This is a genomic window from Cupriavidus sp. 05N40 (assembly GCF_056397305.1).
The window spans coordinates 1-26811 of sequence record NZ_JBFTND010000062.1 but is presented as its reverse complement, the minus strand read 5'-3'; the positions used below and the strand labels follow the sequence as shown (position 1 = coordinate 26811).

Annotated in this window: 22 protein-coding genes and 1 pseudogene; 9 read left to right on the top strand and 14 right to left on the bottom strand. The window is 66.9% G+C overall.

The window, feature by feature from the left end:
- Positions 1-22: 22 nt before the first annotated feature.
- Positions 23-2296: an RNA polymerase sigma factor RpoD gene (rpoD, locus tag AC1DO7_RS16470; protein ID WP_477116333.1), complete on the bottom strand. Its 2274-nt coding sequence runs from the start codon at positions 2294-2296 to the stop codon at positions 23-25.
- On the opposite strand from rpoD, the gene AC1DO7_RS16465 reads away from it, so the two are divergent.
- On the top strand, positions 2286-2681 hold the full coding sequence (locus AC1DO7_RS16465) for a hypothetical protein (protein WP_441613122.1): 396 nt from the start codon (positions 2286-2288) through the stop codon (positions 2679-2681). The two genes, rpoD and AC1DO7_RS16465, sit on opposite strands and share 11 nt — an antisense overlap.
- 108 nt (positions 2682-2789) lie before the next feature.
- Here the strand turns inward: AC1DO7_RS16465 and dnaG are convergent, their stop codons facing one another.
- The 4 genes from dnaG to AC1DO7_RS16445 all read right to left on the bottom strand — a co-directional run bounded on the left by dnaG (position 2790) and on the right by AC1DO7_RS16445 (position 7019).
- Positions 2790-4604: a DNA primase gene (gene dnaG / locus AC1DO7_RS16460; protein WP_477116332.1), complete on the bottom strand. Its 1815-nt coding sequence runs from the start codon at positions 4602-4604 to the stop codon at positions 2790-2792.
- Positions 4605-4842: 238 nt separating this feature from the next.
- Positions 4843-5292 carry a GatB/YqeY domain-containing protein gene (locus AC1DO7_RS16455; protein WP_441613124.1) on the bottom strand — a complete coding sequence of 150 codons (450 nt, stop codon included), beginning with the start codon at positions 5290-5292 and terminating at the stop codon, positions 4843-4845.
- A 129-nt stretch (positions 5293-5421) separates the two neighbouring features.
- Complete coding sequence (gene rpsU, locus AC1DO7_RS16450) at positions 5422-5634, bottom strand: 30S ribosomal protein S21 (protein ID WP_017226050.1); 213 nt, start codon at positions 5632-5634, stop codon at positions 5422-5424.
- A 110-nt stretch (positions 5635-5744) separates the two neighbouring features.
- Positions 5745-7019 carry a BaiN/RdsA family NAD(P)/FAD-dependent oxidoreductase gene (locus tag AC1DO7_RS16445; protein WP_441613125.1) on the bottom strand — a complete coding sequence of 425 codons (1275 nt, stop codon included), beginning with the start codon at positions 7017-7019 and terminating at the stop codon, positions 5745-5747.
- A 162-nt stretch (positions 7020-7181) separates the two neighbouring features.
- Between AC1DO7_RS16445 and tsaD the strand changes: the two genes are divergently transcribed.
- A complete protein-coding gene (tsaD, locus tag AC1DO7_RS16440) occupies positions 7182-8210 on the top strand; it encodes a tRNA (adenosine(37)-N6)-threonylcarbamoyltransferase complex transferase subunit TsaD (protein WP_441613126.1) in 1029 nt (342 codons plus the stop codon).
- A 58-nt stretch (positions 8211-8268) separates the two neighbouring features.
- Here tsaD and folE2 read toward each other — a convergent pair whose 3' ends face one another.
- The 4 genes from folE2 to AC1DO7_RS16420 all read right to left on the bottom strand — a co-directional run bounded on the left by folE2 (position 8269) and on the right by AC1DO7_RS16420 (position 12507).
- Entirely contained in the window at positions 8269-9072 is an 804-nt protein-coding gene (gene folE2, locus AC1DO7_RS16435) for a GTP cyclohydrolase FolE2 (RefSeq protein ID WP_441613127.1), read from the bottom strand.
- A gap of 250 nt (positions 9073-9322) precedes the next feature.
- Complete coding sequence (gene dxs, locus AC1DO7_RS16430; protein WP_441613128.1) at positions 9323-11233, bottom strand: 1-deoxy-D-xylulose-5-phosphate synthase; 1911 nt, start codon at positions 11231-11233, stop codon at positions 9323-9325.
- Between the two features lie 57 nt (positions 11234-11290).
- Positions 11291-12211 carry a polyprenyl synthetase family protein gene (locus tag AC1DO7_RS16425; RefSeq protein ID WP_441613129.1) on the bottom strand — a complete coding sequence of 307 codons (921 nt, stop codon included), beginning with the start codon at positions 12209-12211 and terminating at the stop codon, positions 11291-11293.
- Positions 12208-12507, bottom strand: coding sequence for an exodeoxyribonuclease VII small subunit (locus tag AC1DO7_RS16420; RefSeq protein WP_441613130.1), 300 nt, complete (start codon positions 12505-12507; stop codon positions 12208-12210). Before AC1DO7_RS16420 ends, AC1DO7_RS16425 begins: the two co-directional genes overlap by 4 nt.
- Before the next feature lie 353 nt (positions 12508-12860).
- Here AC1DO7_RS16420 and AC1DO7_RS16415 point away from each other — a divergent pair, with 353 nt between their 5' ends.
- From AC1DO7_RS16415 to AC1DO7_RS16405, 3 genes are all read left to right on the top strand, one after another.
- Positions 12861-13964, top strand: a complete 1104-nt coding sequence (locus AC1DO7_RS16415) for an aromatic ring-hydroxylating oxygenase subunit alpha (protein WP_441643183.1) — start codon at positions 12861-12863, stop codon at positions 13962-13964.
- 241 nt (positions 13965-14205) lie between these two features.
- Positions 14206-15126: a DMT family transporter gene (locus AC1DO7_RS16410; protein ID WP_441613132.1), complete on the top strand. Its 921-nt coding sequence runs from the start codon at positions 14206-14208 to the stop codon at positions 15124-15126.
- Positions 15127-15194: 68 nt separating this feature from the next.
- Positions 15195-16052 (top strand): sulfurtransferase, encoded by an 858-nt coding sequence (locus AC1DO7_RS16405; RefSeq protein ID WP_441613133.1) that lies wholly within the window; start codon positions 15195-15197, stop codon positions 16050-16052.
- A 4-nt stretch (positions 16053-16056) separates the two neighbouring features.
- Here AC1DO7_RS16405 and AC1DO7_RS16400 read toward each other — a convergent pair whose 3' ends face one another.
- The 4 genes and pseudogenes from AC1DO7_RS16400 to polA form a co-directional block, all read right to left on the bottom strand.
- Positions 16057-16890: a ZIP family metal transporter gene (locus AC1DO7_RS16400; protein WP_441613322.1), complete on the bottom strand. Its 834-nt coding sequence runs from the start codon at positions 16888-16890 to the stop codon at positions 16057-16059.
- 130 nt (positions 16891-17020) lie between these two features.
- Positions 17021-17893, bottom strand: a complete 873-nt coding sequence (locus AC1DO7_RS16395; protein WP_441613134.1) for a dienelactone hydrolase family protein — start codon at positions 17891-17893, stop codon at positions 17021-17023.
- Between the two features lie 93 nt (positions 17894-17986).
- Positions 17987-19208, bottom strand: a pseudogene (locus AC1DO7_RS16390) (NAD(P)/FAD-dependent oxidoreductase).
- Positions 19209-19435: 227 nt separating this feature from the next.
- The gene (gene polA, locus AC1DO7_RS16385; protein WP_441613136.1) at positions 19436-22255 is read right to left on the bottom strand and encodes a DNA polymerase I; all 2820 of its coding nucleotides are present in this window, start codon (positions 22253-22255) and stop codon (positions 19436-19438) included.
- A 4-nt stretch (positions 22256-22259) separates the two neighbouring features.
- On the opposite strand from polA, the gene AC1DO7_RS16380 reads away from it, so the two are divergent.
- From AC1DO7_RS16380 to AC1DO7_RS16365, 4 genes are all read left to right on the top strand, one after another.
- Positions 22260-23201, top strand: coding sequence for an LOG family protein (locus tag AC1DO7_RS16380; protein WP_441613137.1), 942 nt, complete (start codon positions 22260-22262; stop codon positions 23199-23201).
- A 173-nt stretch (positions 23202-23374) separates the two neighbouring features.
- Positions 23375-23800 (top strand): DUF2782 domain-containing protein, encoded by a 426-nt coding sequence (locus AC1DO7_RS16375; RefSeq protein WP_441613138.1) that lies wholly within the window; start codon positions 23375-23377, stop codon positions 23798-23800.
- Between the two features lie 238 nt (positions 23801-24038).
- Complete coding sequence (locus tag AC1DO7_RS16370) at positions 24039-25022, top strand: homoserine kinase (RefSeq protein ID WP_441613139.1); 984 nt, start codon at positions 24039-24041, stop codon at positions 25020-25022.
- Positions 25023-25027: 5 nt separating this feature from the next.
- Entirely contained in the window at positions 25028-25828 is an 801-nt protein-coding gene (locus AC1DO7_RS16365) for a BPSS1780 family membrane protein (RefSeq protein ID WP_441613140.1), read from the top strand.
- A 43-nt stretch (positions 25829-25871) separates the two neighbouring features.
- Here AC1DO7_RS16365 and AC1DO7_RS16360 read toward each other — a convergent pair whose 3' ends face one another.
- Positions 25872-26669, bottom strand: a complete 798-nt coding sequence (locus AC1DO7_RS16360; protein ID WP_441613142.1) for an amidohydrolase family protein — start codon at positions 26667-26669, stop codon at positions 25872-25874.
- Positions 26670-26811 lie beyond the last annotated feature (142 nt).

Below are 26811 nucleotides of genomic sequence, written 5' to 3'. Positions count from 1 at the left end.
CGGCGCGCTGAGCGCGCTCCGGTCAGCTACCTTCGAGGAAACTCTTCAGCTTGTCGGAGCGGCTCGGGTGGCGCAGCTTGCGCAGCGCCTTGGCTTCGATCTGGCGAATACGCTCGCGGGTGACGTCGAACTGCTTGCCGACTTCCTCCAGCGTGTGGTCCGTGCTCATTTCGATGCCGAAGCGCATGCGCAGCACCTTGGCTTCGCGCGGCGTGAGCGAGTCCAGCACGTCCTTGACGACGTCGCGCATGGAACCGTGCAGCGCCGCTTCGGCCGGGGCCAGCGTGTTGGTGTCTTCGATGAAGTCGCCCAGATGGGAGTCGTCGTCGTCACCGATCGGCGTTTCCATGGAGATCGGTTCCTTCGCGATCTTCATGATCTTGCGGATCTTGTCTTCCGGCATCTCCATCTTCTCGGCCAGCGTTGCCGGATCCGGCTCGTTGCCGGTTTCCTGCAGGATCTGACGCGAGATGCGGTTCATCTTGTTGATCGTTTCGATCATGTGCACCGGAATACGGATGGTGCGCGCCTGGTCGGCGATCGAACGGGTGATGGCCTGGCGGATCCACCACGTGGCGTACGTGGAGAACTTGTAGCCGCGACGGTATTCGAACTTGTCCACCGCCTTCATCAGGCCGATGTTGCCTTCCTGGATCAGGTCGAGGAACTGCAGGCCGCGGTTGGTGTACTTCTTGGCGATCGAGATCACGAGACGCAGGTTGGCCTCGGTCATTTCACGCTTGGCTTCGCGGGCGCGCTTCTCGCCTTCGGACATCTTGCGGTTGACGTCCTTCAGTTCCTTGAGCGGCAGCACCACGCGCGCCTGCAGGTCGATCAGCTTCTGCTGCAGTTCGTGCACGGCCGGCACGTTGCGCTCGACGATGGTGCTGTAGCCCTTGCCGTCGTCGATGATGGTCTGGATCCAGTCGAGGTTGGTCTCGTTGCCCGGGAAACGGGCGACGAAGTCCGCGCGCGGCATGCCGCACTTGTCGACCACGATCTTGAGGATGGAGCGCTCGAACTTGCGCACTTCGTCCACCTGGCCACGCAGCGTGTCGCACAGGCGCTCGACATTGCGCGCGGTGAAGCGGATGCTCATCAGCTCGGCMTGGATGGCTTCCTGGGCCTTGACGTAGGCCTTGGACTTGTAGCCTTCCTTCTCGAACGAGCGGCGCATCTTGTCGAACTGCTCGGCGATGACGCGGAATTTCTCCAGCGCGGCCTGCTTCAGTTCTTCGAGCTGGCGTGCCGAAGCGGCCAGGCCGCCGGCGTCGTCGTCCTCGTCGTCCTCGGACTCTTCGTCGTCGGACTCCAGGTCTTCCTCCTCGGCGGCGGCAGCGGCTGCCACCGGCGCGGGGGCGGCGGGAACGTCATCGGCGTTGGGATCGATCAGGCCATCGACGAATTCGTCGATCTTGATCTCGTCGCTGGCAACGCGCTCGGCCAGGGCCAGGATTTCGGAAATGGTGACCGGGCAAGCCGAGATCGCCATGACCATGTCCTTCAGGCCGGCTTCGATACGCTTGGCGATTTCGATTTCGCCTTCGCGCGTGAGCAGCTCCACGGTACCCATTTCGCGCATGTACATGCGCACGGGATCCGTGGTGCGGCCGAATTCGGAGTCCACGGTGGACAGCGCCGCTTCGGCTTCTTCCTCCGCTTCTTCCTCGCTGGTGGCCGACGGTGCGTTGTCGTTGAGCAGCAGGGTTTCCGCGTCGGGCGCCTGTTCGTAGACAGCGATGCCAATGTCGTTGAGCGTGGCGACCAGGGTGTCGATCGTTTCCGAATCGACCATGTCGTCCGGAAGGTGATCGTTGATTTCCGCGTAGGTCAGGTAACCGCGCGACTTGCCCAGCTTGATCAGCGCCTTGAGCTTCTGGCGGCGAGCTTCGAGTTCTTCCTCGGTGCCCTGCTGGGTCGAGGCGAACTCCTTGAGCAGGGCCTTTTCCTTGGCCTTGCGGTCACGGGCCTTCTGCTTTTCGGTCTTGGGCGCCGCAGCAGGTGCTGCTGCGGGCATATCATCTTCGTAAAGCTCTTCAGTCACGTCGTCTGTGGTGCTGTCGTCGTGCTGCATGCCGGCCTTGGGCTTGCGGCCACGCTTCTTCGGCTCCGGCTTGACTGCCGGAGCGGCGGGACGCTCGGATGCAACGGGGGCGGAAGTGGTGGCAGGTGCCGGGGCCTCCGACTCGGGGGCGGCCGACTTGGCGCCTCCGGTCTTGGCACTGGCTGCTGCCGCTCGCTTGCTCTCGACTTCGGTAATCTGCTGTTTCGCCACGGTGATACTCTTGCCTTTCACTGGTACAGATGCGGCGTACTTGCCGCTTGTATTGGCGCTATCGCCGCTCTCGCGTGCCGAAGTCGAGGGCCTCAAATTTTCGGATATGCGGGTTCCGGAGGAAGTGCTCGCAGCGGGCGCCTTGGCGCTCCGAGCGGTCTTAGCTGGCACAGGCTGGGCGGGCGTCTTGACTGACGCGGCTGACGTCGCAGCCGCCGTTGATTTCACGGACGCCTTGCCGCTCCCCGCTTGGGGAGCTTTAGTGGAAACCTTTTCGGTTGCTTTGGCCTTTGCCATTGGCACGCTCACTTTCACCAGAACTGGAGAGAAAGATTTCGCTATCCAAACCGACTATTGTAGCACGTTGCAGCTAGCCGGCTTCCCATCAGGTGAGGTTTTCACCTGAAAAATCAAGGCTTAAGCTCAAAACGACCAGGCCAAGCCTTCACTTGTTCCTAATGCATCCACCGCCACGCCCGCTTCGGCGCACCTCGCCGGGCAGGCCTGGCGGCGCCTATCCCAGCTGCCGCCGGCGGTTGATCTCGCTGACCAGCCAGCGCATGCGGCTCTTGGCGGCCTCATCGGCCGTGCCCGCGATCACCGCCGCCTGCAGGCCATCGAGCTCGCGCCGCAGCGGCTCCGCCAGCAGCTTCGCGATGGCCGCGTCGAACTCCTGCTCGGCGGGCTCCTCTTCGATCTCTTCGCGCAGCACGGCCGCGCGCACATTGGCATAGACCTCGGCGTAGGGCGACTGCGCCAGATGCTCGCTGAAGGCCGCGAAGTTCACTTCGCCACGCAACTCGTCGCAAGCGGACACCAGATGCGCGAGGACTTCGGCGCCGGCCTGCTCGTCTTCCAGCAACAGTGCGCGGCTGTCGGCGTCGAGCCGGGCCGAGAGCTGCGGGTAGCACATCAGCAGCTGCAACACGCGCTGCTCGAGCCCCGTGGGCGCCTGACGCTTGGTGCGGGGCCGCGGCTGCGCGAACCGGCCTACCCGCGCCGGGTCGCTGGCCAGGCCGCAGACCGCCTCGATCTCGGCCGGCGTGGTGCCGGTGGCATCGGCCAGCTCGCGCACGATCTGCAGGCGCAGGCCCCCGGCCGGCATGGCCTGCAACAGCGGCTTGGCCTCATACTGGGCGCGGGCGCGGCCTTCTGGCTGGCGCAGGTCCTGCCCCTCGGCAACCACCTGCAGCAAGAAGCGCGACAGCGGCATGGCGTCGCGCACCTGGGCAGCGAAGGCATCGGTCCCCTGTTCGCGCACATAACTGTCCGGATCGTGTTCGGCCGGCAGGAACAGGAAGCGGATGGTCTTGTTGTCCGCCACGTAAGGCAGGCAGGCTTCCAGGGCGCGCCGCGCGGCCCGGCGCCCCGCGGCATCGCCGTCAAACGAGAAGACCACCGCGTCGGTCTGGCGCAGCAGCTTCTGTACGTGCACTGCCGTGCACGCGGTGCCCAGCGTGGCAACCGCGTTGGYAAAGCCCAGCTGGGCCAGCGCGACCACATCCATATAGCCTTCGACCACCAGAACGTAGCCGGTTTCCCGGATCGCATGGCGCGCCTCGAACAAGCCATAGAGCTCGGTGCCCTTGCTGAACAGCGGCGTTTCGGGCGAATTCAGGTACTTGGGCTCGCCCTGCCCCATCACCCGCCCACCAAAGCCGATGACCTGGCCCTTGGTGTTGCGAATGGGGAACATGATGCGGTCGCGGAAGCGGTCGTAGCGGCGCGGCTTGCCGTCGGCATCGCGTTTTTCGCTGCTTTCGATCAGCAGGCCAGCCTCCACCAGCGGCCCCGCGATGGCGTCGTCGCGGTAGCTGCCGAATACGGCTTCCAGCCCCTGCCAGTCATCCGGCGCATAGCCGAGGCCGAAGTGCGCGGCGATCTCGCCGGTCAGCCCGCGGCCCTTCAGGTACTGGACCGCCTGGGGCGCGCCGCGCAACTGCTTGCGGTAGAACTCGGTGGCGCGCGTCATGGCGTCCGACAGCGCCAGCGAACGTGCCTGCTGCTCGGCGCGCTGGGCCGGCGGCAGGCGATCGCGCTCCTCCGGCACCGACAGGCCGACCGATTGCGCCAGCTCGCGCACGGCATCCGGATAGCCCTGGCCGGAGTATTCCATCAGGAAGCCGATGGCCGAGCCATGCGCGCCGCAGCCGAAGCAGTGATAGAACTGCTTGGTCGGCGACACCGTGAACGACGGCGACTTCTCGTTGTGAAAGGGACACAGCCCCATGAAATTGGCGCCGCCCTTCTTCAGCTGCACGTATTTGCCCACCACGTCGACAATGTCGACACGGTTGAGCAGGTCCTGAATGAAGGATTGCGGAATCACCCGGCTGTTCGTCCTTGTGCCGAACCGCCCGTCGGGAGCGGGCGGCGGCGATATGATGGCGATGAAAAGCGTGACCGGAACTGCGCTTTCCCGGCCCTTAACTCTATATTGTAGTGCAGACGCAAYGGATTGCAGGGAGCTCCGGCGAGGGGTAGTGGCCCGAATGCGACGCAAGACATACTTTTGCAGCGCATCGATGAGCGGCCGCCCGTCGCCCCGGGGCAGCATGCATTGCCGCTCAGCGCGGGGCCAGCGCGGCCTTGACCAGGCCGGAAACCGCCGTCATGTCGGCGCGGCCTGCCAGGCGGGGCTTGAGCACGGCCATCACCTTGCCCATATCCTGCGGGCCGGCCGCGCCGCTCTCGGCCACGGCCTTCTGCACTTCGGCGGCCACTTCGGCGTCGGACAGGGCCGCGGGCATATAGGCCTTGAGCACTTCCACCTCGGCGCTTTCCTTGTCCGCGAGATCGGTGCGGCCGGCTTGCGTGAACTGGGTGATGGAGTCCTTGCGCTGCTTGATCAGCTTGTCGATCACGGCCTGCACGGCGGCATCGTCGAGCTCGATACGCTCATCCACTTCCTTTTGCTTGATGGCGGCCAGCAGCAGGCGGATGGTACCGAGGCGCTCGGACTCGCGGGCACGCATGGCGGCCTTCATGTCATCGCTGATACGGGCTTTGAGGGACATGGCAATCTTCCAGATAGAGTGATGCGGGACGGGGGCGACCGGGGAACACGGCCTGCCGCGCGGCCGCCAATGCAAAAACCCGCCGGGGCCTTGCCCGCAGCGGGTTCTGACGCAGATGCGAAGGTACGGTCAGTACAGCTTCTTCGGCAGCATCTGGCTGCGGATGCGCTTGTAGTGGCGCTTCTCGGCAGCGGCCTTCTTGCGCTTGCGCTCGGCCGTCGGCTTTTCGTAAAACTCGCGAGCCCGCAACTCGGTAATCAACCCATTCTTTTCGATGGTGCGCTTGAAACGGCGCATGGCGACTTCAAACGGCTCATTGTCTTTAAGGCGGATGGTAGTCATGTGCTGAAATATGTAGCAGCGGTTAAACGGTACTGCGAGGTTTTTGCGAAAGCGCAAAGTTTAGCACAGGGGTTGTCAAGTCCGCATTGCAGGAAATCGCAGGGCGCAGCCTAGGCAGCGCCCTGTCCCGCGGCCCGTGCGATTTCCGCAACAGACTGGCCTGCGGCCACCCCGGATGCCCACGCCCACTGGAAGTTGTAGCCGCCCAGCCATCCGGTCACGTCGACCACTTCGCCGATGAAATAGAGATTGGGCACGGTACGCGCCATCATCGAGCTCGACGACAAGCCGCGGGTGTCCACGCCGCCAAGCGTCACCTCGGCCTTGCGGTAGCCCTCGGTCCCGGACGGCACCAGTTGCCAGCCGTTGAGCGCCGCGCCGAGCCGGCGCAGGGACTTGTCGGGCATGTCGTGCAGCGGCTGGGCGCCGTTCAGGCCGGCCGCCGCGCACCAGGCGTCGGCCAGCCGCGCCGGCAGGCGCTCGGCCAGGAGGTTGGCCAGGTGCTTGCGGCTGCTGCCCTTGTGCTCCAGCAGCCAGTCGCTCGCATCGTTGCCGTCGAACAGATCGATGGTGATGGGCGTACCCGGCCGCCAGAAACTGGAAATCTGCAGCACGGCGGGGCCGGACAGGCCACGGTGCGTCCACAGCAGGTCTTCGCGGAAGGCGCCGGCGGCCTTGCCGCCGCCGGAGGCGATGTCCACCTCCATCGAAACGCCGGCCAGCGGCGCGAACGGCGCCCAGCCCTGCCCGTCGAAGGTCAGCGGCACCAGCGCGGGGCGCGTCTCGACCATGCCGAGGCCGAACTGGCGGGCGATCCGGTAGCCCAGGTCGGTGGCGCCGATCTTGGGAATCGACAGGCCACCGGTCGCCACCACCAGCGCGCCGGCCCGGATCGGCCCCTGCGTGGTCATCACCAGGAAATCGTCGCCTTCGCGGCGCACCTCCTCGACGCTGCAACCGGTGCGCCAGGCCACGTCGCCAGCCCCGCATTCGGCGCCCAGCATGTCGATCACCTGCTCGGCGCTGTCGTTGCAGAACAGCTGGCCGCGGTGTTTTTCGTGCCAGTCGATCTCATGGCGGCGCATCAGGCCGAGGAAATCCTGCGGCGTGTAGCGCGCCAGCGCCGAGCGGCAAAAGTGCGGATTGCCAGACAGATAATTGGCCGGGCCAGCCTGCAGGTTGGTGAAGTTGCAGCGCCCGCCGCCGGAGATGCGGATCTTCTCCGCCAGCTTCGTGGCGTGGTCGACCAGCACCACGTTGGCGCCGCCCTGCCCCGCCACCGCGGCGCACATCATGCCCGCGGCCCCGGCGCCGAGCACCGCCACGTCGAAGCGCCCGGCGCGCGCGCTACCCTGCCCGGCTCCCGTGGTCTGCCTGCTGCTCATGTCCATCCTGCCTGCTGAAGAAGCGGCGATTGTAGCGAAAAGCGGGGCCAGCGCCGCTGTGCTACCCTGCTGGCCTTGCGCCAGGCCACCGCCCACACGGGCCGCGGCCTGCGCCAACCCCTTGATTTGCCGGCCCCGCCCGAGGCCGGCCCGGCGCTTCCCATGCTTGTCCTCGGCATCGAATCCTCCTGCGACGAAACCGGCCTGGCCCTCTACGACACCGGGGCCGGCCTGCTCTCCCACGCACTCCATTCGCAGATCGCCATGCATCGCGACTACGGCGGCGTGGTGCCCGAACTCGCCTCGCGCGACCACATCCGCCGGGTGCTGCCGCTGCTGCAGCAGATCCTCGGCGAGGCCGGGCGCACCCGCGCCGACATCGACGCGATCGCGTTCACGCAGGGACCCGGCCTGGCCGGCGCGCTGCTGGTAGGGGCATCGGTCGCCAATGCGCTGGGCTTCGCACTCAATGTGCCGATGCTCGGCGTGCACCATCTCGAAGGCCACCTGCTGTCGCCGCTGCTGACGCGCGATCCGCCGCCCTTCCCCTTCGTTGCCTTGCTGGTGTCCGGCGGGCACACGCAACTGATGGAGGTGCGCGGCATCGGCGACTACACGCTGCTGGGAGAAACGCTGGACGACGCCGCCGGCGAAGCCTTCGACAAGACCGCCAAGCTGCTCGGCCTGAACTATCCGGGCGGGCCCGAGGTATCGCGGCTGGCCGAATTCGGCACGCCCGGCGCCTTCGCGCTGCCGCGGCCGATGCTGCATTCGGGCAACCTGGATTTTTCCTTTGCCGGACTCAAGACGGCGGTGCTGACGCAAACCCGCAAGCTCGGCAATGTGTGCGAGCAGGACCGCGCCAACCTGGCGCGCTCGTTCGTCGACGCCATCGTCGACGTGCTGGCCGCCAAGTCGATGGCCGCGCTCAAGCAGACCGGGCACCGCAGGCTGGTGGTGGCCGGCGGCGTGGGCGCCAACCGGCAGTTGCGCGAGCGGCTGAACCAGCTCGCCGCGCAGAAGAAGATCGAGGTGCATTACCCCGACCTGGCGTTCTGCACCGACAACGGCGCGATGATCGCCTTCGCCGGCGCGATGCGCCTGCAGGCCGCGCCGCAGCTGGCGCAGCGCGACTACAGCTATGGCGTGACGCCGCGCTGGGAACTGTCGGATATCCGGCTGCCGGCCTAGCGCCCGGCAGGTCCGGCGGACCGCATGCTGCCTGCGCCCGCCGGCAGCATGCAGACGATCAGGCGACCCGCTTGTCCCGCTCGATCACGGCGTAGGCGCTGTGATTGTGGATGGATTCGAAATTCTCCGCCTCGAGCACGTACGCCACGATGCGCTCGTCCGCATTGAGGCGCATGGCGATGTCGCGCACTAGGTCCTCGACGAACTTCGGATTTTCATAGGCGCGCTCGGTGACGAACTTCTCGTCCGGGCGCTTGAGCAGGCCCCACAGCTCGCACGAGGCTTCTTCCTCGGCCATGCGCACCAGCGCCTCGACCGGCAGGTCGCCCGCCAGCTCGACATTCATGGTGATGTGCGAACGCTGGTTGTGCGCACCGTACTGCGAGATCTTCTTGGAGCACGGGCACAGGCTGGTGACCGGCACCAATGCCTTCAGCGATACCTTGGCGGCGCCGTTGCGCACTTCGCCGACCAGGGTGACCTCATAGTCCATCAGCGATTGCACGCCCGATACCGGCGCGACCTTGTTGATGAAATACGGGAAGGTGACTTCGATGCGGCCGGCCTCGGCCTCGAGCTTGAGCAGCATCTTGTCGAGCAGCCTGCGGAAGGTGGCCGGTTCGAGCGGCTCGCGCTCTTCCTCGAGCAAGGCCACGAAGCGCGACATATGCGTGCCCTTCTGGTCGGCGGGCAGGTGCACGTCGAGATTGAAGGTGCCAACGGTGGCCTGCACGCCAGCCGGCGTCTTCAGCGACAGGGGATAACGCACGCCTTTCACGCCGACCCGCTGGATGGGGATCTGGCGGGTGTCGAGGCTCGACTGCACGTCGGGCATCACGAAGGCGGGATTGATGTCATTCATACCGGATTCCTAGGTTTCCTCTACGGTCGCGGCATTTTTCGCAGACAACACTGCCGCGCAACGAGTGTGAAACCGCGGGCGACGGCAACCCATGCCTCCCGCAGCTGCGAACACAGAACGTGGGATTCTAAGTGAAATCGCCCGGGGCTGCCCGGGCGGAGACGATACCCGCACACGGAGCGCGGGGATGCGCAGGGGGATCAGCGCGCGGCAAGCGCACGCCCGCCGGCAGCGGGCATGCGGGGCAGGATCAGGCCGCGCGCGTGGCGACCGTCGCCGCGGCCAGGTTGAAGCGTTCGCGCACCGAGTGCTCGATGCCGGCAGCGTCCAGCCCGCACTGCGAGAGCAGGAAGGCGGGGTCGCCGTGGTCGACGAAGCGGTCGGGCAGGCCGAGCTGCAGCACCGGCACCGCGACACCGGCAGCGGCCAGCGCTTCGAGCACCGCGCTGCCCGCACCGCCCATCACGCAGCCTTCTTCGACGGTGACGAGATAGTCGTGCTCGCGCGCCAGCTTCTTCACCAGCTCTTCATCGAGCGGCTTGACGAAGCGCATGTTGGCCACCGAAGCGTCGAGCGCCTCGGCCGCGCCCAGCGCAGGATGCAGCATCGAGCCGAAGGCCAGGATGGCCACGCGCTGGCCGGCGCGCGCGCCGCCAGTGCGGCGCATCTCGCCCTTGCCCACCGGCAGTGCGGTCAGTGCCGCCTCGGTCGCCACGCCGGCGCCCGCGCCGCGCGGATAGCGCACGGCGGTCGGACAATCCTGCTGGAACGCGGTGGTCAGCAGCTGGCGGCATTCGTTCTCGTCGGCCGGCGTCATCACCATCATGTTGGGGATGCAGCGCAGGAAGGCGATATCGTAGGCACCCGCGTGGGTGGCGCCGTCGGCGCCGACCAGGCCCGCGCGGTCCAGCGCGAACACCACCGGCAGGTTCTGCAGCGCCACGTCGTGGATCAGCTGGTCGTAGCCGCGCTGCAGGAACGTCGAATAGATCGCCACCACGGGGTGCAGGCCCTCGCAGGCCAGGCCGCCGGCGAACGTCACCGCGTGCTGCTCGGCGATGCCCACGTCGTAGTAGCGGTCCGGGAAGCGCTTCTCGAACTCGACCATGCCCGAGCCTTCGCGCATGGCCGGCGTCACCGCCACCAGGCGCGAATCGGCCGCGGCCATGTCGCACAGCCAGTCGCCGAACACCTGGGTGTAGGTCTTGCGCGCCGGCTTGGCCGACGGGCGGATGCCTTCGGCCGGATTGAACTTGCCCGGGCCGTGGTACAGGATCGGGTCGGCCTCGGCCAGCTTGTAGCCCTGGCCCTTCTTGGTGACCACGTGCAGGAACTGCGGGCCGCCCCCTTCGAGGGCGCGCTGGCGGATGTTCTGCAGCGTCGGCACCAGCGACTCGAGGTCATGGCCGTCGATCGGGCCGATGTAGTTGAAGCCGAACTCTTCGAACATCGTCGCCGGCACCATCATGCCCTTGGCGTGTTCCTCGAAGCGCTTGGCGAATTCCAGCACCGGCGGCGCCACCGACAGCACGCGTTCGATATGCTTCTTGGTCGAGGCATAGAACTGGCCGCTCATCAGGCGCGCGAGGTGGCGGTTGAGCATGCCGACCGGGGGCGAGATCGACATGTCGTTGTCGTTGAGCACCACCAGCAGCGGCAGGTCCTTGTAGACGCCCGCATTGTTCATGGCTTCGAAGGCCATGCCCGCGGTCATCGCGCCGTCGCCGATCACGGCGATCGCTACGCGCTTCTCGCCCTGCGTGCGCGCGCCCAGCGCCATGCCGAGCGCGGCCGAGATCGAGGTCGAGGAATGGGCGGTGCCGAAGGTGTCGTATTCGCTTTCCGAGCGGCGCGGGAAGCCCGAGATGCCACCCCACTGGCGCAGCGAATGCATGCGGTCGCGCCGTCCGGTCAGGATCTTGTGCGGGTAGCTTTGGTGGCCGACGTCCCATACCACGCGGTCCTCGGGGGTGTCGAACACATAGTGCAGGGCGATGGTCAGCTCGACCGTGCCGAGATTGGACGACAGGTGGCCGCCGGTCTGCGACACGGATTCGAGCACGTAGGCGCGGAGTTCATCGGCCAGCGTCTGGAGCTGGCGCCGGTCCAGCCTGCGGAGGGCGGCGGGGTCTTCTATGGTTTTGAGCAGTGCGTAGGTCATAATGTCCGTTCGGCGGCCGGATTCTTGTGCCCGGTTATCGGTTTTCTGCTTATCAGTTCAATTCGAGCGCAGCACGATCAGATCGGCCAGTTCGCCCAGGCGTTTGGCGCGCGCGCCGAACACCGCCAGCGCCTCGTGCGCCGAGGCGCGCAATTTCGCTGCCAGCTCGCGGGCGGGCTCGAGGCCCATCAGCGAGACATAGGTCGGCTTGTCGTTGGCGGCATCCTTGCCGGCGGTCTTGCCCAGCGTGGCGGTATCCGCAGTCACGTCGAGGATATCGTCCACCACCTGGAACGCCAGCCCAACAGCCGCGGCATAACGGTCGAGCGCGGCCAGGCCGGCTTCGTCCACCTTGCCGCAATAGGCGCCCATGCGCACGCTGGCGCGCAACAGGGCACCGGTCTTCATGCGGTGCATCGCTTCGAGTTCATCCAGCGACATGGCCAGGCCGACGTGCTGCAGGTCGATTGCCTGCCCGCCCGCCATGCCGACCGAGCCGGAGGCCCGGGCCAGTTCCGCCACCAGGCGCATGCGCGCGGCAGCATCGAGCGAGGCCAGCGAAGCCGATTCGGCCAGGACCATGAACGCCTGGGTCTGCAGCGCGTCGCCTACCAGCAGCGCCGTCGCCTCATCATAGGCCTTGTGCACGGTGGGACGCCCGCGACGCAGGTCGTCGTCGTCCATGCAAGGCATGTCGTCATGCACCAGCGAATACGCGTGGATCATCTCCACCGCGCAGGCCGCGGCATCGCAGGCCTCGGGTGTGGCACCAGCCACTTCGCCGGCAGCGTGCACCAGCAACGGCCGTACTCGCTTGCCGCCGCCGAGCACAGCATACCGCATCGCGTCATGCAGCTTGCCGGGCACGGTATCGACGGCGGGCAGCTCGGCCTCGAGCGCCGTTTCGGTCCTGGCGCCCCGGGCGCGCATCCAGCCGGCGAAATCGCCGGCGTCGAGATTCTGCCTGGATTCGCTCATTCCTGCTCTCCCGCCATCGTGGCCTCGGCCGGGGCGGACTTCAGTACATCGCCCTCCAGCACCTTGACCTGCTGTTCCACGCGCTCGAGCGTCTGCTGGCAATACCTCACCAGCTCCGCGCCGCGCTTGTACGCCGCCAACGAATCTTCCAGCGGCAGTGCCCCGCCTTCCATGCTGGCCACCAGTGCCTCCAGTTCGGCCATGGCGGCCTCATAGGATGCGGGCGTCGCGGTGGCGGACCGCTGGTCGGCCGAGGCCGGATCGGCCTGGGCCGGGGAGCTCGTAGTCTTGGGCATTGCGGACATTGAATCTGGGGAAGCTGGGATTTTACGCCAAAGCGCGAGATTGGCCCCATCCATGCATGCGTGTGTGCATGGCGTTGCCGGAAAGTGACTTGTGCGCTTGGGTCGTCTTTCCGAATGCGCCCGCAACCGCACCCCCATGACGACCCGGGTCGACTTTTTCGCTAAAAAGGCAAAATAATCAGTCCCTTAACATTTTGGCTCGGGTACAATCCGCGGTTCGTCAGCGCGATCTCAACTCCACGGCCGGGAAGCAGGCCTGGGCGCGACTGACTGTCTTTCCCAAATCGATTTCTTTCGATGGTTGGGTTGTTCACTGCTTTCGCCTGTCATAGGGAGTGGGGATAATGTCCAATCTCAGCACCGCGCTGAAACTGGTGCCGGCTGATTCGCAACTGCCCGTCAACGTCTACTTCGACGAGGCGCTGCATCAACAAGAACTGGAACTGCTGTTCAAGAAGGGCCCCGGCTACGTCGGCCATGAACTGATGGTCCCCGAAGCAGGCGACTACCAGGCGCTCGCCGCCGAGGAAGAGGGCCGCATCCTGGTCCGCAACCCGGATGGAATCGAGCTCCTGTCCAATGTCTGCCGCCACCGGCAGGCCATCATGCTCAACGGCCGCGGCAATACGCCGAACATCGTCTGCCCGCTGCATCGCTGGACCTACGACCTGAAGGGCGAACTGCTCGGCGCGCCGCATTTCGACAAGCAGCCGTGCGTGCACCTGAACCGCTCGCCGCTGCAGAACTGGAACGGGCTGCTGTTCGAAGGCCAGCGCGACGTGCGCGCCGACCTCGCCCGCCTGGGCGTGGCCGAAGACCTGGACTTCGACGGCTACATGCTCGACCACGTCGAGATCCACGAGTGCGACTACAACTGGAAGACCTTCATCGAGGTCTATCTGGAGGACTATCACGTCGTGCCGTTCCACCCGGGCCTGGGCAGCTTCGTTTCCTGCGACGACCTGAGCTGGGAGTTCGGCGACTGGCACAGCGTCCAGACGGTGGGACTGCACGCCGGGCTCAAGCGCCCGGGCAGCCCGACGTACCAGAAATGGCACGAGGCGGTGCTGCGCTTCAACAACGGCGTGTTGCCGAAGTACGGCGCGATCTGGCTGACCTACTACCCCAACATCATGGTGGAGTGGTACCCGCATGTGCTGGTGGTTTCGACGCTGCATCCGCTCGGACCGAACAAGACGCGCAATGTGGTGGAGTTCTACTACCCCGAGGAAATCGTGCTGTTCGAGCGCGAATTCGTCGAGGCCGAGCGCGCGGCCTACATGGAAACGTGCGTGGAAGACGACGAGATCGCCGAGCGCATGGATGCGGGCCGCAAGGCTTTGCTCAGGCGCGGGGTCAGCGAAACCGGCCCGTACCAGTCCCCCATGGAAGACGGCATGCAGCACTTCCATGAATGGTATCGCCGCGCCATGTCCTTCCAGGACTGATCGCCTGGCGGCCGCCACCGTGGCAAAAGCCCCAAAACCGATGAAACGGACCGCCCCGGCGGTCCGTTTTGCCTTTGTTGCGGTGCACTCGCACTGATACAATCGCCCATCCGGTGTGCGCCCGACGCCTCGCCGGCGCGCGCCGGCCCTTCGCCTGCGCGAAGCCTTTCGCGGGCGCGGCCTCCTGTTCTCGCCGGGGGCCGGGTCCGCGCGCTGTTCATTCCTCCTTTTCGCCCCCGCCATGCAATCGCTCTGGATGCTGTTCGCCGCCTTCGCCTTTTCCTTGATGGGGGTGGGCGTCAAGCTGGCGTCCGAGCTGTACACCACGGGCGAGATCGTGTTCTACCGCAGCCTGGTGAGCGTGATCATCATGTGGGTGGTGCTGTCATCGTCGGGCGTCTCGGTACGCACGCCGCACATGGTCATGCATATCAAGCGCAGCCTGTTCGGCGTGACCGCGCTGCTGCTGTGGTTCACCTCGATCACGCTGCTGCCGCTGGCCACGGCGATGACGCTGAACTACATGTCGCCGGTATGGATCGCCCTGATCCTGGGCGCCGGCGCCGCGCTGACCGGCACCGGCGGCGCCGACCGCAAGCTGATCGGCGCCATCCTGATGTCCTTCGCCGGCGTGCTGTGCCTGCTGCAACCGTCGGTGGGCCACGATCAGCTCACCGGCGGCCTGATCGGCCTGATCTCCGGCATCTTCACCGCGCTGGCCTATGTGGAAGTGCGCCAGCTCGGTCAGCTGGGCGAGCCCGAGGGCCGCATCGTGTTCTATTTCTCCGCGGTGGGCATGGTGGTCGGGCTGGCCTGGATGCTGTTCAGCGGCCACAGCGCGCATAGCTGGCACGGCGCGGGCCTGCTGCTGGGGATCGGCGTGCTCGCCACCCTGGGCCAGACCGCCATGACGCGCGCCTACAAGCGCGGCAACACGCTGCTTACCGCCAACCTGCAATACGCCGGCATCGTGTTTTCCAGCCTGTGGGGCATGCTGGTCTGGAGCGACAAGCTCAACTGGCTGTCGTGGCTGGGCATGGCCCTCATTATCGCCAGCGGCATCGTCACCACCCTGACGCGCGCGCGGGAGGGTTCCAACCAGCAGCCCACGCGCAATACCCCGGTCAAGTCGGCGGAGGCCGAAGTCCACCCCGAGGTGTAGCATCCAACGTGGCGCGCCGTGCCCGTCCCGCGTCGCGCCAGAGTGCTTTCACAACCAGAGGCTATTCCATGTTCACCACCCTGATTTCCAGCCAGGACCTGCGCGCGCTGCGCGAAGACAGCGGCCGCCACAGCGTCGTGATCGACTGCAGCTTCGACCTGGCAAACCCGGCCGCCGGCCGCGAGTCCTACCATGCCGGCCACCTGCCGGGCGCCTTCTACCTGCACCTGGACAATGAACTGTCCGGCGAGAAGACCGGCAGCAACGGCCGCCATCCCCTGCCCGACCCCAACGCGCTGACCGCGCGCCTGCGCGTGCTCGGCGTCAACGAAGACAGCCAGGTGATTGCCTACGACGCCCAGGGCGGCATGTATGCGGCGCGCCTGTGGTGGCTGCTGCGCTGGCTGGGACATGAGGCGGTGGCGGTGCTGGACGGCGGCAAGAACGCGTGGGTGGCAGCCGGCCTGCCGCTGGAAGCGGGCAGCACGCCCGAGCCCGCGACGGCGGGCACGCTCACCGGCAAGGCATCGCTGGCGGCAACGGTGGACGCGAACCTGGTGCTTGCCAATATCGACGAGCGGGGCCGGCTGGTGGTGGACGCCCGCGCGCCCGACCGCTTCCGCGGCGAGAACGAGACCCTGGATCCGGTCGGCGGACATATTCCCGGCGCGGCCAACCGGTTCTTCAAGGACAACCTGCTGGCCGACGGCAGCTTCAAGTCCGCCGCCGCGCTGCGGCAGGAATTCACGCAGGTGCTCGGCGCCAGGCCGGCCAGCGAGGCCGTCATGCAGTGCGGCTCCGGCGTGACCGCCTGCCACAACCTGCTGGCGCTGGAAGTGGCGGGCCTGCGCGGCGCCGCCCTGTACCCGGGCTCCTGGAGCGAATGGTGCGCCGATCCGGCCAGGCCGGTGGCGAGCGGCGCGTAGTTCCTTAACGGACCGACGCCACCGCGCCGGCGTGGCGGTGGCCATGCCCCTCGTGCACGCCGTTGGTGATGAAGACGATGGCGCAGATGCCGGTTGCCACCAGCACCACCTGGATGATCGATTCGCGCCAGCGCGGCTTGCGCTGCATCTGCGGCATCAGGTCGCTCACCGCGATGTAGACGAAGCTGCTTGACGCGATCACCAGCACGTAGGGAATCCAGCCGCTCATCTGGTCCAGCAGGTAGTAGCCCACCAGGCCGCCGGCGATGGCCGCCAGGCTGGACAGCAAGTTGAACGCGAAGGCGCGCGCCTTGGAAAAGCCGGCATTGAGCAGCACGATGAAATCGCCCACTTCCTGCGGGATTTCATGGGCGGCGATGGCCAGCGCGGTGACCAGGCCGATATGCGGGTCGGCCAGGAAGGCCGCGGCGATCACGATGCCGTCGGCGAAGTTGTGGAAGGTATCGCCGACCAGGATGGTCAGGCCGCTGCGCCCGGCTTCCTCGCGGTCATGGCCGTGGTGATGGTGGTGCCCGTCGCCCTCGTGATGGTGCGAGTGGCGCAGCAGCGCGATCTTCTCCAGCAGGAAGAAGCCCAGCAAGCCGGCCAGCAGCGTGCCGAACAGGGCACGCGGATCGGCCCCCGACTCGAACGCCTCGGGCAGGGAATGCAGCAAGGCGGTAGCCAGCAGCACCCCGACCGAGAAGCTCACCATGCGCTCCACCACGCGCGAGGCCACCGTCAGCGACAGCAGGGCCGCCCCGAAGATACTGCCCACCCCCGAAATCGTGGCAGCTAGCAGGATGTAGACAAGGGTGGAATCGATGATGGGCTCCAGGGATCGGCTATGCGCCCCCTGGGGAGCCGCATCGATCTCAAACGCAACAGTGTTGCAAGAAACGAAGCCCGCATTGTACGTAGATTGGCGCCGACTTTGCAAATGCGTCGTACGGCGCCCCGCGCGGCGCCTAGACGCCGCGCTGCTTGAACCAGGTCAGGCAGTGTTGCCAGCCGTCCCTGGCATCGGCCTCGCGGTAGCTTGGCCGGTAGTCGGCATTGAAGGCATGCCCGGCATCCGGATAGACCACGAAGACCGACGCACGGGCGTTGGGATTGTCCGTCGCCGCCAGGGCCGCCTTCATCCTGGCCACGTGTTCCTGCGTGATGCCGGTATCCTTGCCGCCGTACAAGCCCAGCACGGGCACCTCGAGTTCGGCTGCCAGGTCGGACGGGTTCTTCGGCTTGAGCGGGTTCGGCTCGCCTACCAGCTGGCCATACCAGGCCACGGCGGCCTTCAGTTGCTTGCTGTGCGCGGCATACAGCCAGGTGATGCGCCCGCCCCAGCAGAAGCCGGTGATGGCCAGGCGGCTGGTATTGCCGCCATTGGCGGCGGCCCAGGCCACGGCTGCATCGAGATCGCCCACGGCCTGCTCGTCGGGCACCTTGGAGACCAGCTTGGCCTGCAGTTCCTGGATGGTGCCGAAACTGGCCGGATCTCCCTGGCGCGCAAACAGCTCGGGCGCGATGGCGAGGTAGCCCAGCTTGGCGAAGCGCCGGCAGATGTCGGCGATATGCTCGTGCACGCCGAAGATCTCGCTGACCACCAGCACCACCGGCAGGTTGGTCTTGCCCTCCGGCTGGGCGCGGTAGGCAGGCATCTGGAAGCCGCCCGAGGCGATGGTGACCTCGCCGGCGGTCAGCCCGGCGAAGTCGGTCTTGATGGCCTGCGCCATCACCGGCAGGGCGGCCGCGGCAAACGCCGAACCCAGTGCCGTCTTGACGAACGTCCGGCGGTCGAAGGACTGGCCGGGTACAAGGCTTTCCACTTCTGGCTTCAGCATGCGGTCTCCTGCTTGGAGAGTGGGCGGGAGACCGATTCTAAGCAAACATGGCGTGAAACGCACGCGGCGGGGCAAGAGGGCTGTCGCCCCCCGTCAGTGGAGCTTGACGCGCGGGCTGGTCTTGCTGCGCAGCCAGTGGGTGACGGTGTCCAGCCCCATGCGCACGGCGCCGTGCAGCGCCAGCACATGCATGCGGTACAGCGAGCTGTACATCACCCGCGCCATCAGGCCCTCGATGAACATCGAGCCGCCGATCAGCCCGCCCATCAGGCTGCCGACCGCGCTGAAGTGCCCGAGCGACACCAGCGAGCCCAGGTCCTTGAACTGGAACGCGGGCAGCGGCTTGCCCTCGATGCGTGCGCGCAGCGCGCCGAAGAGGAAGGTGGCCTGCTGGTGCGCGGCCTGGGCGCGCGGCGGCACGGCCGTCTGCTTCTCCGGCCACGGGCAGCTGGCGCAGTCGCCGAAGGCGAAGATATCGGGATCCCCCTCGCTTTGCAGCGTGGGCTTGACCACGATCTGCCCCATCCGGCTGACCGGCAGGCCGAGACTGGCCAGCACCGGCGGCGCAGTGATGCCGGCGGCCCACACCGTCAGGTCGGCGTCGATGCGCTTGCCGCTGGCGGTCAGCACCGCATTCGCGGTGACCTCGGTGACGCGCTCGGCGGTGAAGACATCGATGCCCAGCTTGTGCAGCAATYTGGTGGTTTCGCTGGAGACGCGCTCGGACAGCGCAGGCAGGATGCGCRGGCCGGCCTCGATCACGTGGATGCGCACGTCGCGGCGCGGATCGAGTTGGTGCAGGCCGTAGGCGCTGAGCACGTGCGCGGTATTGCGCAGCTCCGCGGAGAGCTCGACGCCGGTTGCGCCGGCCCCGATGATGGCCACGTCCACGCGTGGCCGCCCGTCCTCGCCGACGCGTCCGCGCGCGTTCTGCGCGCGCACGCAGGCCGCGATCAGCCGGCGGCGGAAGCGCTCGGCCTGGGCCACGGTATCGAGGGCGATGGCGTTGTCGGCGGCGCCCGGCACGCCGAAGAAATGCGTGACGCAACCGATCGCCAGCACCAGGGTGTCATAGGGCAATTCGCGCGCGGGCAGCAGCTCCATGCCATCGAGATCGACGCAGGCGGCCACCGAGATGGTCTTGCGCGACCGGTCGACCCCGGTTAGCTCGCCCTGCTGGAACTGGCGAGCGGTCCACCAGCACCACCTGCGCTGCCCCGCTCTTGCCGAGCTTGTCGCCCAGCCGCGTCACCAGTTCCAGCCCGCCTGCGCCTCCTCCCACTACGATGATGCGATGCGCCCTCTCTGTGCTCATGATCTACCCAGTGTCGTCGAAATGCTTATAGCCGCAGGGCCAGACGCGCGTCGGCCGGCATGGCTTTTCGCCAGTTTGCTGCACAGCAGCACGACTGGCAAGACGCCATTCACCGATTCAGCGGTCGCTTCAATCGAAACCAGAATGCAGGAATACCACCGCGCCGGCAATGCCGGCGCGCAGCCCATGTGTTGGGAAAAGCGCAGAGGCGGGAGCAGGCGCAGCGCTTAGTGCGCTTCCTCCCAGTTGCTGCCGCTGCCCACCTCGGCCACCAGCGGCACGCGCAGCTCCGTCACGCCGCACATCAGTTCCGGCAGCTTGACCTTGACCAGCTCCAGTTCGGCCTCGGGCACTTCCAGCACCAGTTCGTCGTGCACCTGCATGACCTGGCGCGTACCGAGCCCGTCGCGCTCCAGCCAGCCCTGCACGGCGATCATCGACAGCTTGATCAGGTCGGCCGCGGTGCCCTGCATCGGCGCGTTGATGGCCGCGCGCTCGGCGCCCTGGCGGCGCGGGCCGTTGCCGCCGTTGATGTCGGGCAGCCACAGGCGGCGGCCGAACACGGTCTCGACGAAGCCCTGTTCGCGCGCGGTCTGGCGTGTCTCCTCCATATAGCGCGCCACGCCCGGATAGCGCATGAAGTAGCGGTCGATGTAATGCTTGGCGGCCTCGCGCTCGATGCCGAGGTTGCTGGCCAGGCCGAACGCGCTCATGCCGTAGATCAGGCCGAAGTTGATGACCTTGGCGTAGCGGCGCTGCTCGCTGTTGACGGCGGCCTGTTCCACGCCGAAGATCTCCGCCGCGGTGGCGCGGTGCACGTCGGCGCCTTCGGCGAAGGCGCGCAACAAGTTCTCGTCGCCCGAGATATGGGCCATGATGCGCAGTTCGATCTGCGAGTAGTCGGCGGAGACGATCACGTTGCCGGGGCCGGCGATGAAGGCCTCGCGGATGCGCCGTCCTTCCTCCGTGCGCACGGGAATGTTCTGCAGGTTCGGCTCGGTTGACGCGAGCCGGCCCGTCACCGCGGTGGCCTGCCCGTAGCTGGTGTGCACGCGGCCCGTGGACGCGTTGACCATCTTCGGCAGCTTGTCGGTGTAGGTCGACTTGAGCTTGGCCAGGCCGCGGTAGTCCAGCAGCAGCTTGGGCAGCGGGTAGTCCTCGGCCAGCTTCTGCAATACCTCTTCGTCGGTGGACGGCGCGCCGCTGGCGGTCTTCTTGACCACCGGCAGCTTCATCTGGCCGAACAGGATCTCGCCGATCTGCTTGGGCGAGCCGAGGTTGAACGGCTGGCCGGCGGCCTCGTAAGCGGCCTTTTCCAGCTCCAGCATGCGCTGGCCGAGTTGCGCGCTCTGCGCGCCCAGGCGCTCCGCATCGATCAGCACGCCGTTGCGCTCGATCTTCTGCAGCACCACCGAGACCGGCATCTCGATCTGCTCGTAGACGTAGTGCAGCCCGCGCAAGGCTTCCACCTGCGGGTACATATTGCCGTGCAGGCGCAGCGTGACGTCGGCATCCTCGGCAGCGTACTCGGTGGCGCGCGCGATATCGATCTGGTCGAAGCAGATCTGGCTCGCGCCCTTGCCGCACACTTCTTCGTAGGTGATGGTCTTGAGGCCGAGCACGCGCTCGGCCAGGCTGTCCATGCCGTGGTTGCGGTGCGATGCCAGCACGTAGCTTTGCAGCATGGTGTCGTGCGCGACGCCGCGCAGCGCGATGCCGTGGTTGGCGAACACGTGCACGTCGTACTTCAGGTGCTGGCCGAGCTTGGCGCGCGCGGGGTCCTCCAGCCACTTGCGCATGCGTTCGAGCACGAACTCGCGCGCCAGCTGCCCGCGCGCTTCCAGGCCGGCCACGTCGGGACCGACGTGGGCCACGGGGATATAGACGGCCTCGCCCGGCTCGATCGACATCGAGATGCCGACCAGCTGTGCCTGCATCGGATCAAGTGAAGTGGTCTCGGTATCGATGGCCACCAGCGGCGCGGTTTCCACGCGGCGCATGAAGGCCTCCAGCGCGGCTTGCGTGGTGATGGCCTCGTAGCGGATCTGGGCCGGCGCCGGCGCGGCATCGAACAGGCCGCCCTGGGCCGGGCCCTCGGCCGCGCCGGGCACCGTGCCGTTGCCGGCCGGCAGCGGCTCGCCGGCGCGCGCGCGCGCCTGGGCCCGTGGATTGGGCAGGCTCTCGCCGGCGGCTTCGCGCAGCCAGGTCTTGAAGCCGTAGCGCCCGAAGAACTCGACCAGCTTGTCCTTGTCCTCGCCCGCATCCTTGAGCTGGTGGAAATCGGACAACGCGCTCTTCAGGTCGCAGTCAAGCTTGACCGTCACCAGCTCGCGCGCCTTGGGCAGCCATTCCAGCGTATTGCGCAGGTTCTCGCCCACCACGCCCTTGATGCCTGCGGCATTGGCCATGATGTCGTCGAGCGTGCCGTACTCGGCCAGCCATTTGACAGCGGTCTTGGGACCCACCTTGGGCACGCCGGGCACATTGTCCACGGCGTCGCCGATCAGCGAGAGATAGTCGACGATGCGCTGCGGCGGCACGCCGAACTTGGCCACCACGCCCGGCGGGTCCAGGATCTCGCCGCTCATGGTGTTGACCAGCGTGACATGCTCGTCCACCAGCTGGGCGAGGTCCTTGTCCCCGGTGGAAACCACCGTGCGCATGCCCTGCGCGGTAGCCTCCCGCGCCAGCGTGCCGATCACGTCGTCGGCCTCTACGCCCTCCACCACCACGATCGGCCAGCCCAGCGCGCGCACCGCGGCGTGGATCGGCTCGATCTGCCTGGCCAGGTCCTCGGGCATCGACGGGCGATGCTCCTTGTAGGCGGGATAAAGGTCGTCGCGGAAGGTCTTGCCCTTGGCGTCGAACACGCAGGCGCTATACTCTGCCGGGAAATCGTTGCGCAGCTTGCGCAGCATATTGATCATGCCGTAGATTGCCCCTGTGGGCAGCCCTTCCGCGTTCCTCAGGTCCGGCAGGGCGTGATACGCGCGATACAGATAGCTCGACCCATCGACGAGCAAGAGTGTTTTTGGACTATCCGACATTCCCATGGACTCAAAATTGACTGGTGCCGCCGCAGGCGGTGCGAATGCCGCTCCCAGCACCGGCGCGGCCGACGCCGCAGACCCGGCTGCGGCCCTGAAGCAGGCCGCGCAAGGCAGCATTACCACTGCGGCCGATATGGACGTGAACGTGACGGTCAGCGCCGCTTCCGATGGCCCGGGCGATACCGCTCCCGCTGCCGCCGGCATTCGCGCCAACCCGCGCAAGATGATTCCCAGCCTGCGCGCGCTGGCCGACGAAGATCGCGCAACGGCAAAGAAGGCGCGCGCCTCGTGGCAAATGTTCACGATTATGGCAGAGTTCATCGAGGCGACCGAGTACCTCTCGGAGATCCGCCCGGCCGTGTCGATCTATGGCAGCGCACGCCTGCGCGAGGACTCGCCCTACTACCAGCGCACCATCGAGATCGCGCGCCTGTTCTCGGACGCCGGCTTCGCGGTGATCTCGGGCGGCGGCCCCGGCATCATGGAGGCGGCCAACAAGGGCGCCCATGCCGGCAAATCGGCCAGCGTCGGACTGAACATCGAGCTTCCGCACGAGCAGCAAGGCAATCCCTACCAGGACATCGCCATGCGCTTTCGCCACTTCTTCACGCGCAAGGTGACCTTCGTCAAGAACTCCGACGCCTTCATCGTGATGCCGGGCGGCTTCGGCACGCTCGACGAACTGGCCGAAGTGCTGACCCTGGTGCAGACCGGCAAGTCGCGCGCGGTGCCGGTGGTGCTGTTCGGCAGCCGCTTCTGGAAGGGCCTGCTCGACTGGTTCCGCTTCACGCTGCTGCCGATGGGCCTGATCGCCGAACACGACCTCGACCTGATGAAGATCGTGGACGAACCGCATGAAGTGCTCGAAGCGGTATATGAATACTACGAGCAGCGCGGCGGCGACAACCCGATTCCGCCCAAGGAAGAAATGTTCTACCTGTAGGTTCCGCCCGGCACGGCGCGTGCCAGGGTGCCCGGCGGGTCACCGCAGGGGCCCGGCACGGGCAGGAATTGCTAGAATGGAAGCCTGACACACTGCCAAAGCCCGGCGTCGCCGGGCTGCAGCGCCATTCGCGATGCAGCATGCCTGACTGCTGGATCGCACAGGAGCCTTGAATGACCTCCCCCTCCCTCCTGGCCGCCGCGAACGCGGAAGAGCCGGAGCCGTTTCCCGCATCCGCGCGGGTGCTGGCATTCACAGCACTGCTGGCGCTCGGCGCACCTTTCGCTGCGTTTGCGCAACAAGGCACCGAGCAGGTCGGCGGCGCCCTGACCCAGCAAGAGCTGAACCAGATCAACAACAGCCCGATTGCGCCGCCCGCCAAGACCCAGCTCAACAAGCCGCGCGAGCCGAGCTTCCAGCTCAACGAGCCGGACGGCACGCAGATCCGGGAATACCGCAACAAGGGCCAGGCCACGGATATCGAGGTCAAGTCCGGGGTGGGCACCAAGTACCAGATGAGCAAACCGGAAGACAGCTCGCCGAAGATCCGCGACCGCGACATGAACCGCGTGCCGTCGGTCAACGTGCTGCAATTCTGAGACTTGCCCGGGGCCGGATGGCACAATCCGGCCGGTGGGTATCGCAGCCGGGCCGTGAAACCTGAACAGGGATTCCGGCGCTGGCTGCCTGACCCGGTTCCGATTTCCGTTTTTTTCGCTTTCCCACGACCCCGCCAGAGTACCGCTGCGGGGCCGCGCCGGCGCTTCCGGCATCCATGCCGCGGCGATGCGCAGGCTTTTGCGCCCGCCGCCATCCGATTCGATTCACACAAAGAGTATGGCCGTATTCACCACGGTCTCGCCGGACGAGATCGCCAGTTGGCTGCTTGACTACGACCTGGGCAAGATGCGCGACCTGCGCGGCATTGCCTCGGGCATCGAGAACAGCAATTTCTTCCTGACCATGGAACAGGACGGCAGCACGCGCGAGTACGTGCTGACCATCTTCGAGCGGCTGACTTTCGAGCAGCTGCCCTACTACCTGCACCTGATGGCTCACCTGGCCACGCAAGGCATCCGCGTGCCGGCCCCGATCCCGGGCCGCGACGGCGAAATCCTGCGCGCGCTCAAGGGCAAGCCGGCCACCATCGTCACGCGCTTGCCGGGCAGCTCGCAGCTGGCGCCCGCGGCAGGGCACTGCGCCGAGGTGGGCGACATGCTGGCCCGCATGCACCTGGCCGGCCAGAGCTACCCGCGCCAGCAACCCAACCTGCGCAGCCTGCCCTGGTGGCAGCAGACCGAAGCCGAGATCCTGCCCTTCCTGGATGCCGGACAGCGCACGCTGCTGCAGCAGGAACTGGCCCACCAGGCCGCCTTTTTTCACGGCACCGACTACGCCGCGCTGCCGGGCGGCCCCTGCCACTGCGACCTGTTCCGCGACAATGCGCTGTTCGAGGTCGACCGGCAAGGCCACGACAAGCTGGGCGGCTTCTTCGACTTCTACTTCGCCGGCAACGACAAGTGGCTGTTCGACCTGGCCGTCACCGTCAACGACTGGTGCATCGACCTGGCCAGCGGCACGCTGGACGACGCCCGTGCCCAGGCGCTGCTGCGGGCCTATCATGCGGTAAGGCCGCTTGGGCCGGTCGAGGCGGCGCGCTGGCGCGACATGCTGCGCGCGGGTGCGCTGCGCTTCTGGGTATCGCGCCTTTGGGACTTCTACCTGCCGCGCGAAGCCGACATGCTGCAGCCTCACGACCCGACCCATTTCGAACGCATCCTGCGCCGGCGCATCGAAGCCGCCGCACTGCCCTGGACCTGAGCGCCATGCAATTACTGGAAGTTTCCGCCAAGGAAGGTTATGTCTGGTTCCGCCAGGGTGTCTGGCTGTTCCGCAAGAACCCGCTCGCCTTCCTGATGCTGCTGTTCATCTACCTCATCGCCGCGCAGCTGGCCGTGTTCGTGCCGCTGATCGGCATCATCGCGCTGCTGGTGATCACCCCGGGCTTGTCGGTCGGCATCATGACCGCCTGCCGCGAAGTGATCCAGAACAAGCGGGTACTACCCACCGTCCTGCTAGCGGGGTTCCGCGGCAACGGCAAGCTGGCCAGCCGCAACCTGCTGGTGCTCGGCGGCATCTACGCCGGGCTGGTGTTCGTGCTGAGCCTGATCGCCGGCAGCCTGGTCGACATCAGCACGTTGCTGCCGATCCTGCTCAAGGAGGAGGCGCCTTCGGCCGACGCAGTGCGCCAGCTTTACTTCGCGCTGATGATCGGCGCCGCGCTGTACACGCCGATCGCCATGCTGTTCTGGTTCGCGCCGCTGCTGACAGCGTGGCACAACGTGCCGCCGGTCAAGGCGCTGTTCTTCAGCTGGACCGCGTGCTGGCGCAACCGCGGCGCGTTCTTCGCCTACGCCGTGGTGTTCGCGGTGCTGCTGGTGGCGATCCCGTTCTTCCTCGAGGCGGTGTTCGGCGCGTTTGGCGCGGAGGCCCTGCTCTCCTTCCTGGTCACGCCGTATTCGCTGCTGATGCTGGCGATCATGTACTGCTCGTTCTACGCGACCTACCGCGGCTGCTTCAACGTGGTGCCCGAGAACTCCACCGGCAACGTGGACGCCGCTGCCTGAACGCATGCGGGGCCCCGGCCCCGCATGCCTGCACTGCCCACCGCTATGCCCCCGGCGCCGCCGGCAGGCCGAACAGCCGCGCGGCATTGCGGTCCGGCGCGTCGCGCAGCGGACCCAGCCATTCCCACACCATGCGCTGCAGCGCGCCGTAGCCGGGCCCCGCCTCGTGGTTGGTCCATGGCCAGTCCGATCCCCATAGCAGCCCCTGCTCTCCCAGGCAATCGTGCCAGTCGGCCACCAGGCCGCGCAGGTCCGCCGCCGCCACGCGGTATGGCGCGCTCAGTTTGACGCAGACCTGGCGCTGGCTGCGCCACTGCCGCGCGCAGGCCAGCATCGGCGCATCGCGCGCCGCGCCGGCGGCAGGCTTGCCGAAGTGATCCAGCACCAGCGCAATCGGCACCGGCGGCAGCCATGACTGCACTTCGGGCAGGCGGCCGGGATCGGTATGCAGCTCCAGGTGCCAGCCGAGCGCATGCGCGGCTTCGAGCAGAGCCGGCCAGCGCGCATCGCGCCAGCCCGCATCGTCATGGCGCCCCACCATGTTCCAGCGCAGGCCGCGCACGCCAAGCGCATGCAGCCGCGCCAGCTCCGCGGCGCACGCTTCAGGCCCCAGCACGCAGACCCCGCGCAGCGCCGCCGACGCCGCCAGCGCCGCCTCCAGTTCGCTGTTGTCGCTGCCGAAGAAGCTTGGCTGCACCACCACGCCGGCGCGCACCCCGTGCGCGGCCGCGATGGCCTGCCATTGCGCCAGGCTGGCGCCGTAGGCGGGCCGGTAGCGTGCGCCGCCCACCGCGGGCGCGCCGGTGGAGAACACGTGGAAATGGGTATCGATCTCGAACATGTTTCGCTGGCTGATGGCGCCGGGGTGGCCTGGCCGGAATGCCTGGTGTCCGCCTGGCGCCGTGTCCCGCCGTCAAACCCGTTGACAGCGCACAGCCTCCATTCTAAGCTCTACTCCTATAGATGACTAGATCTCCGATGAC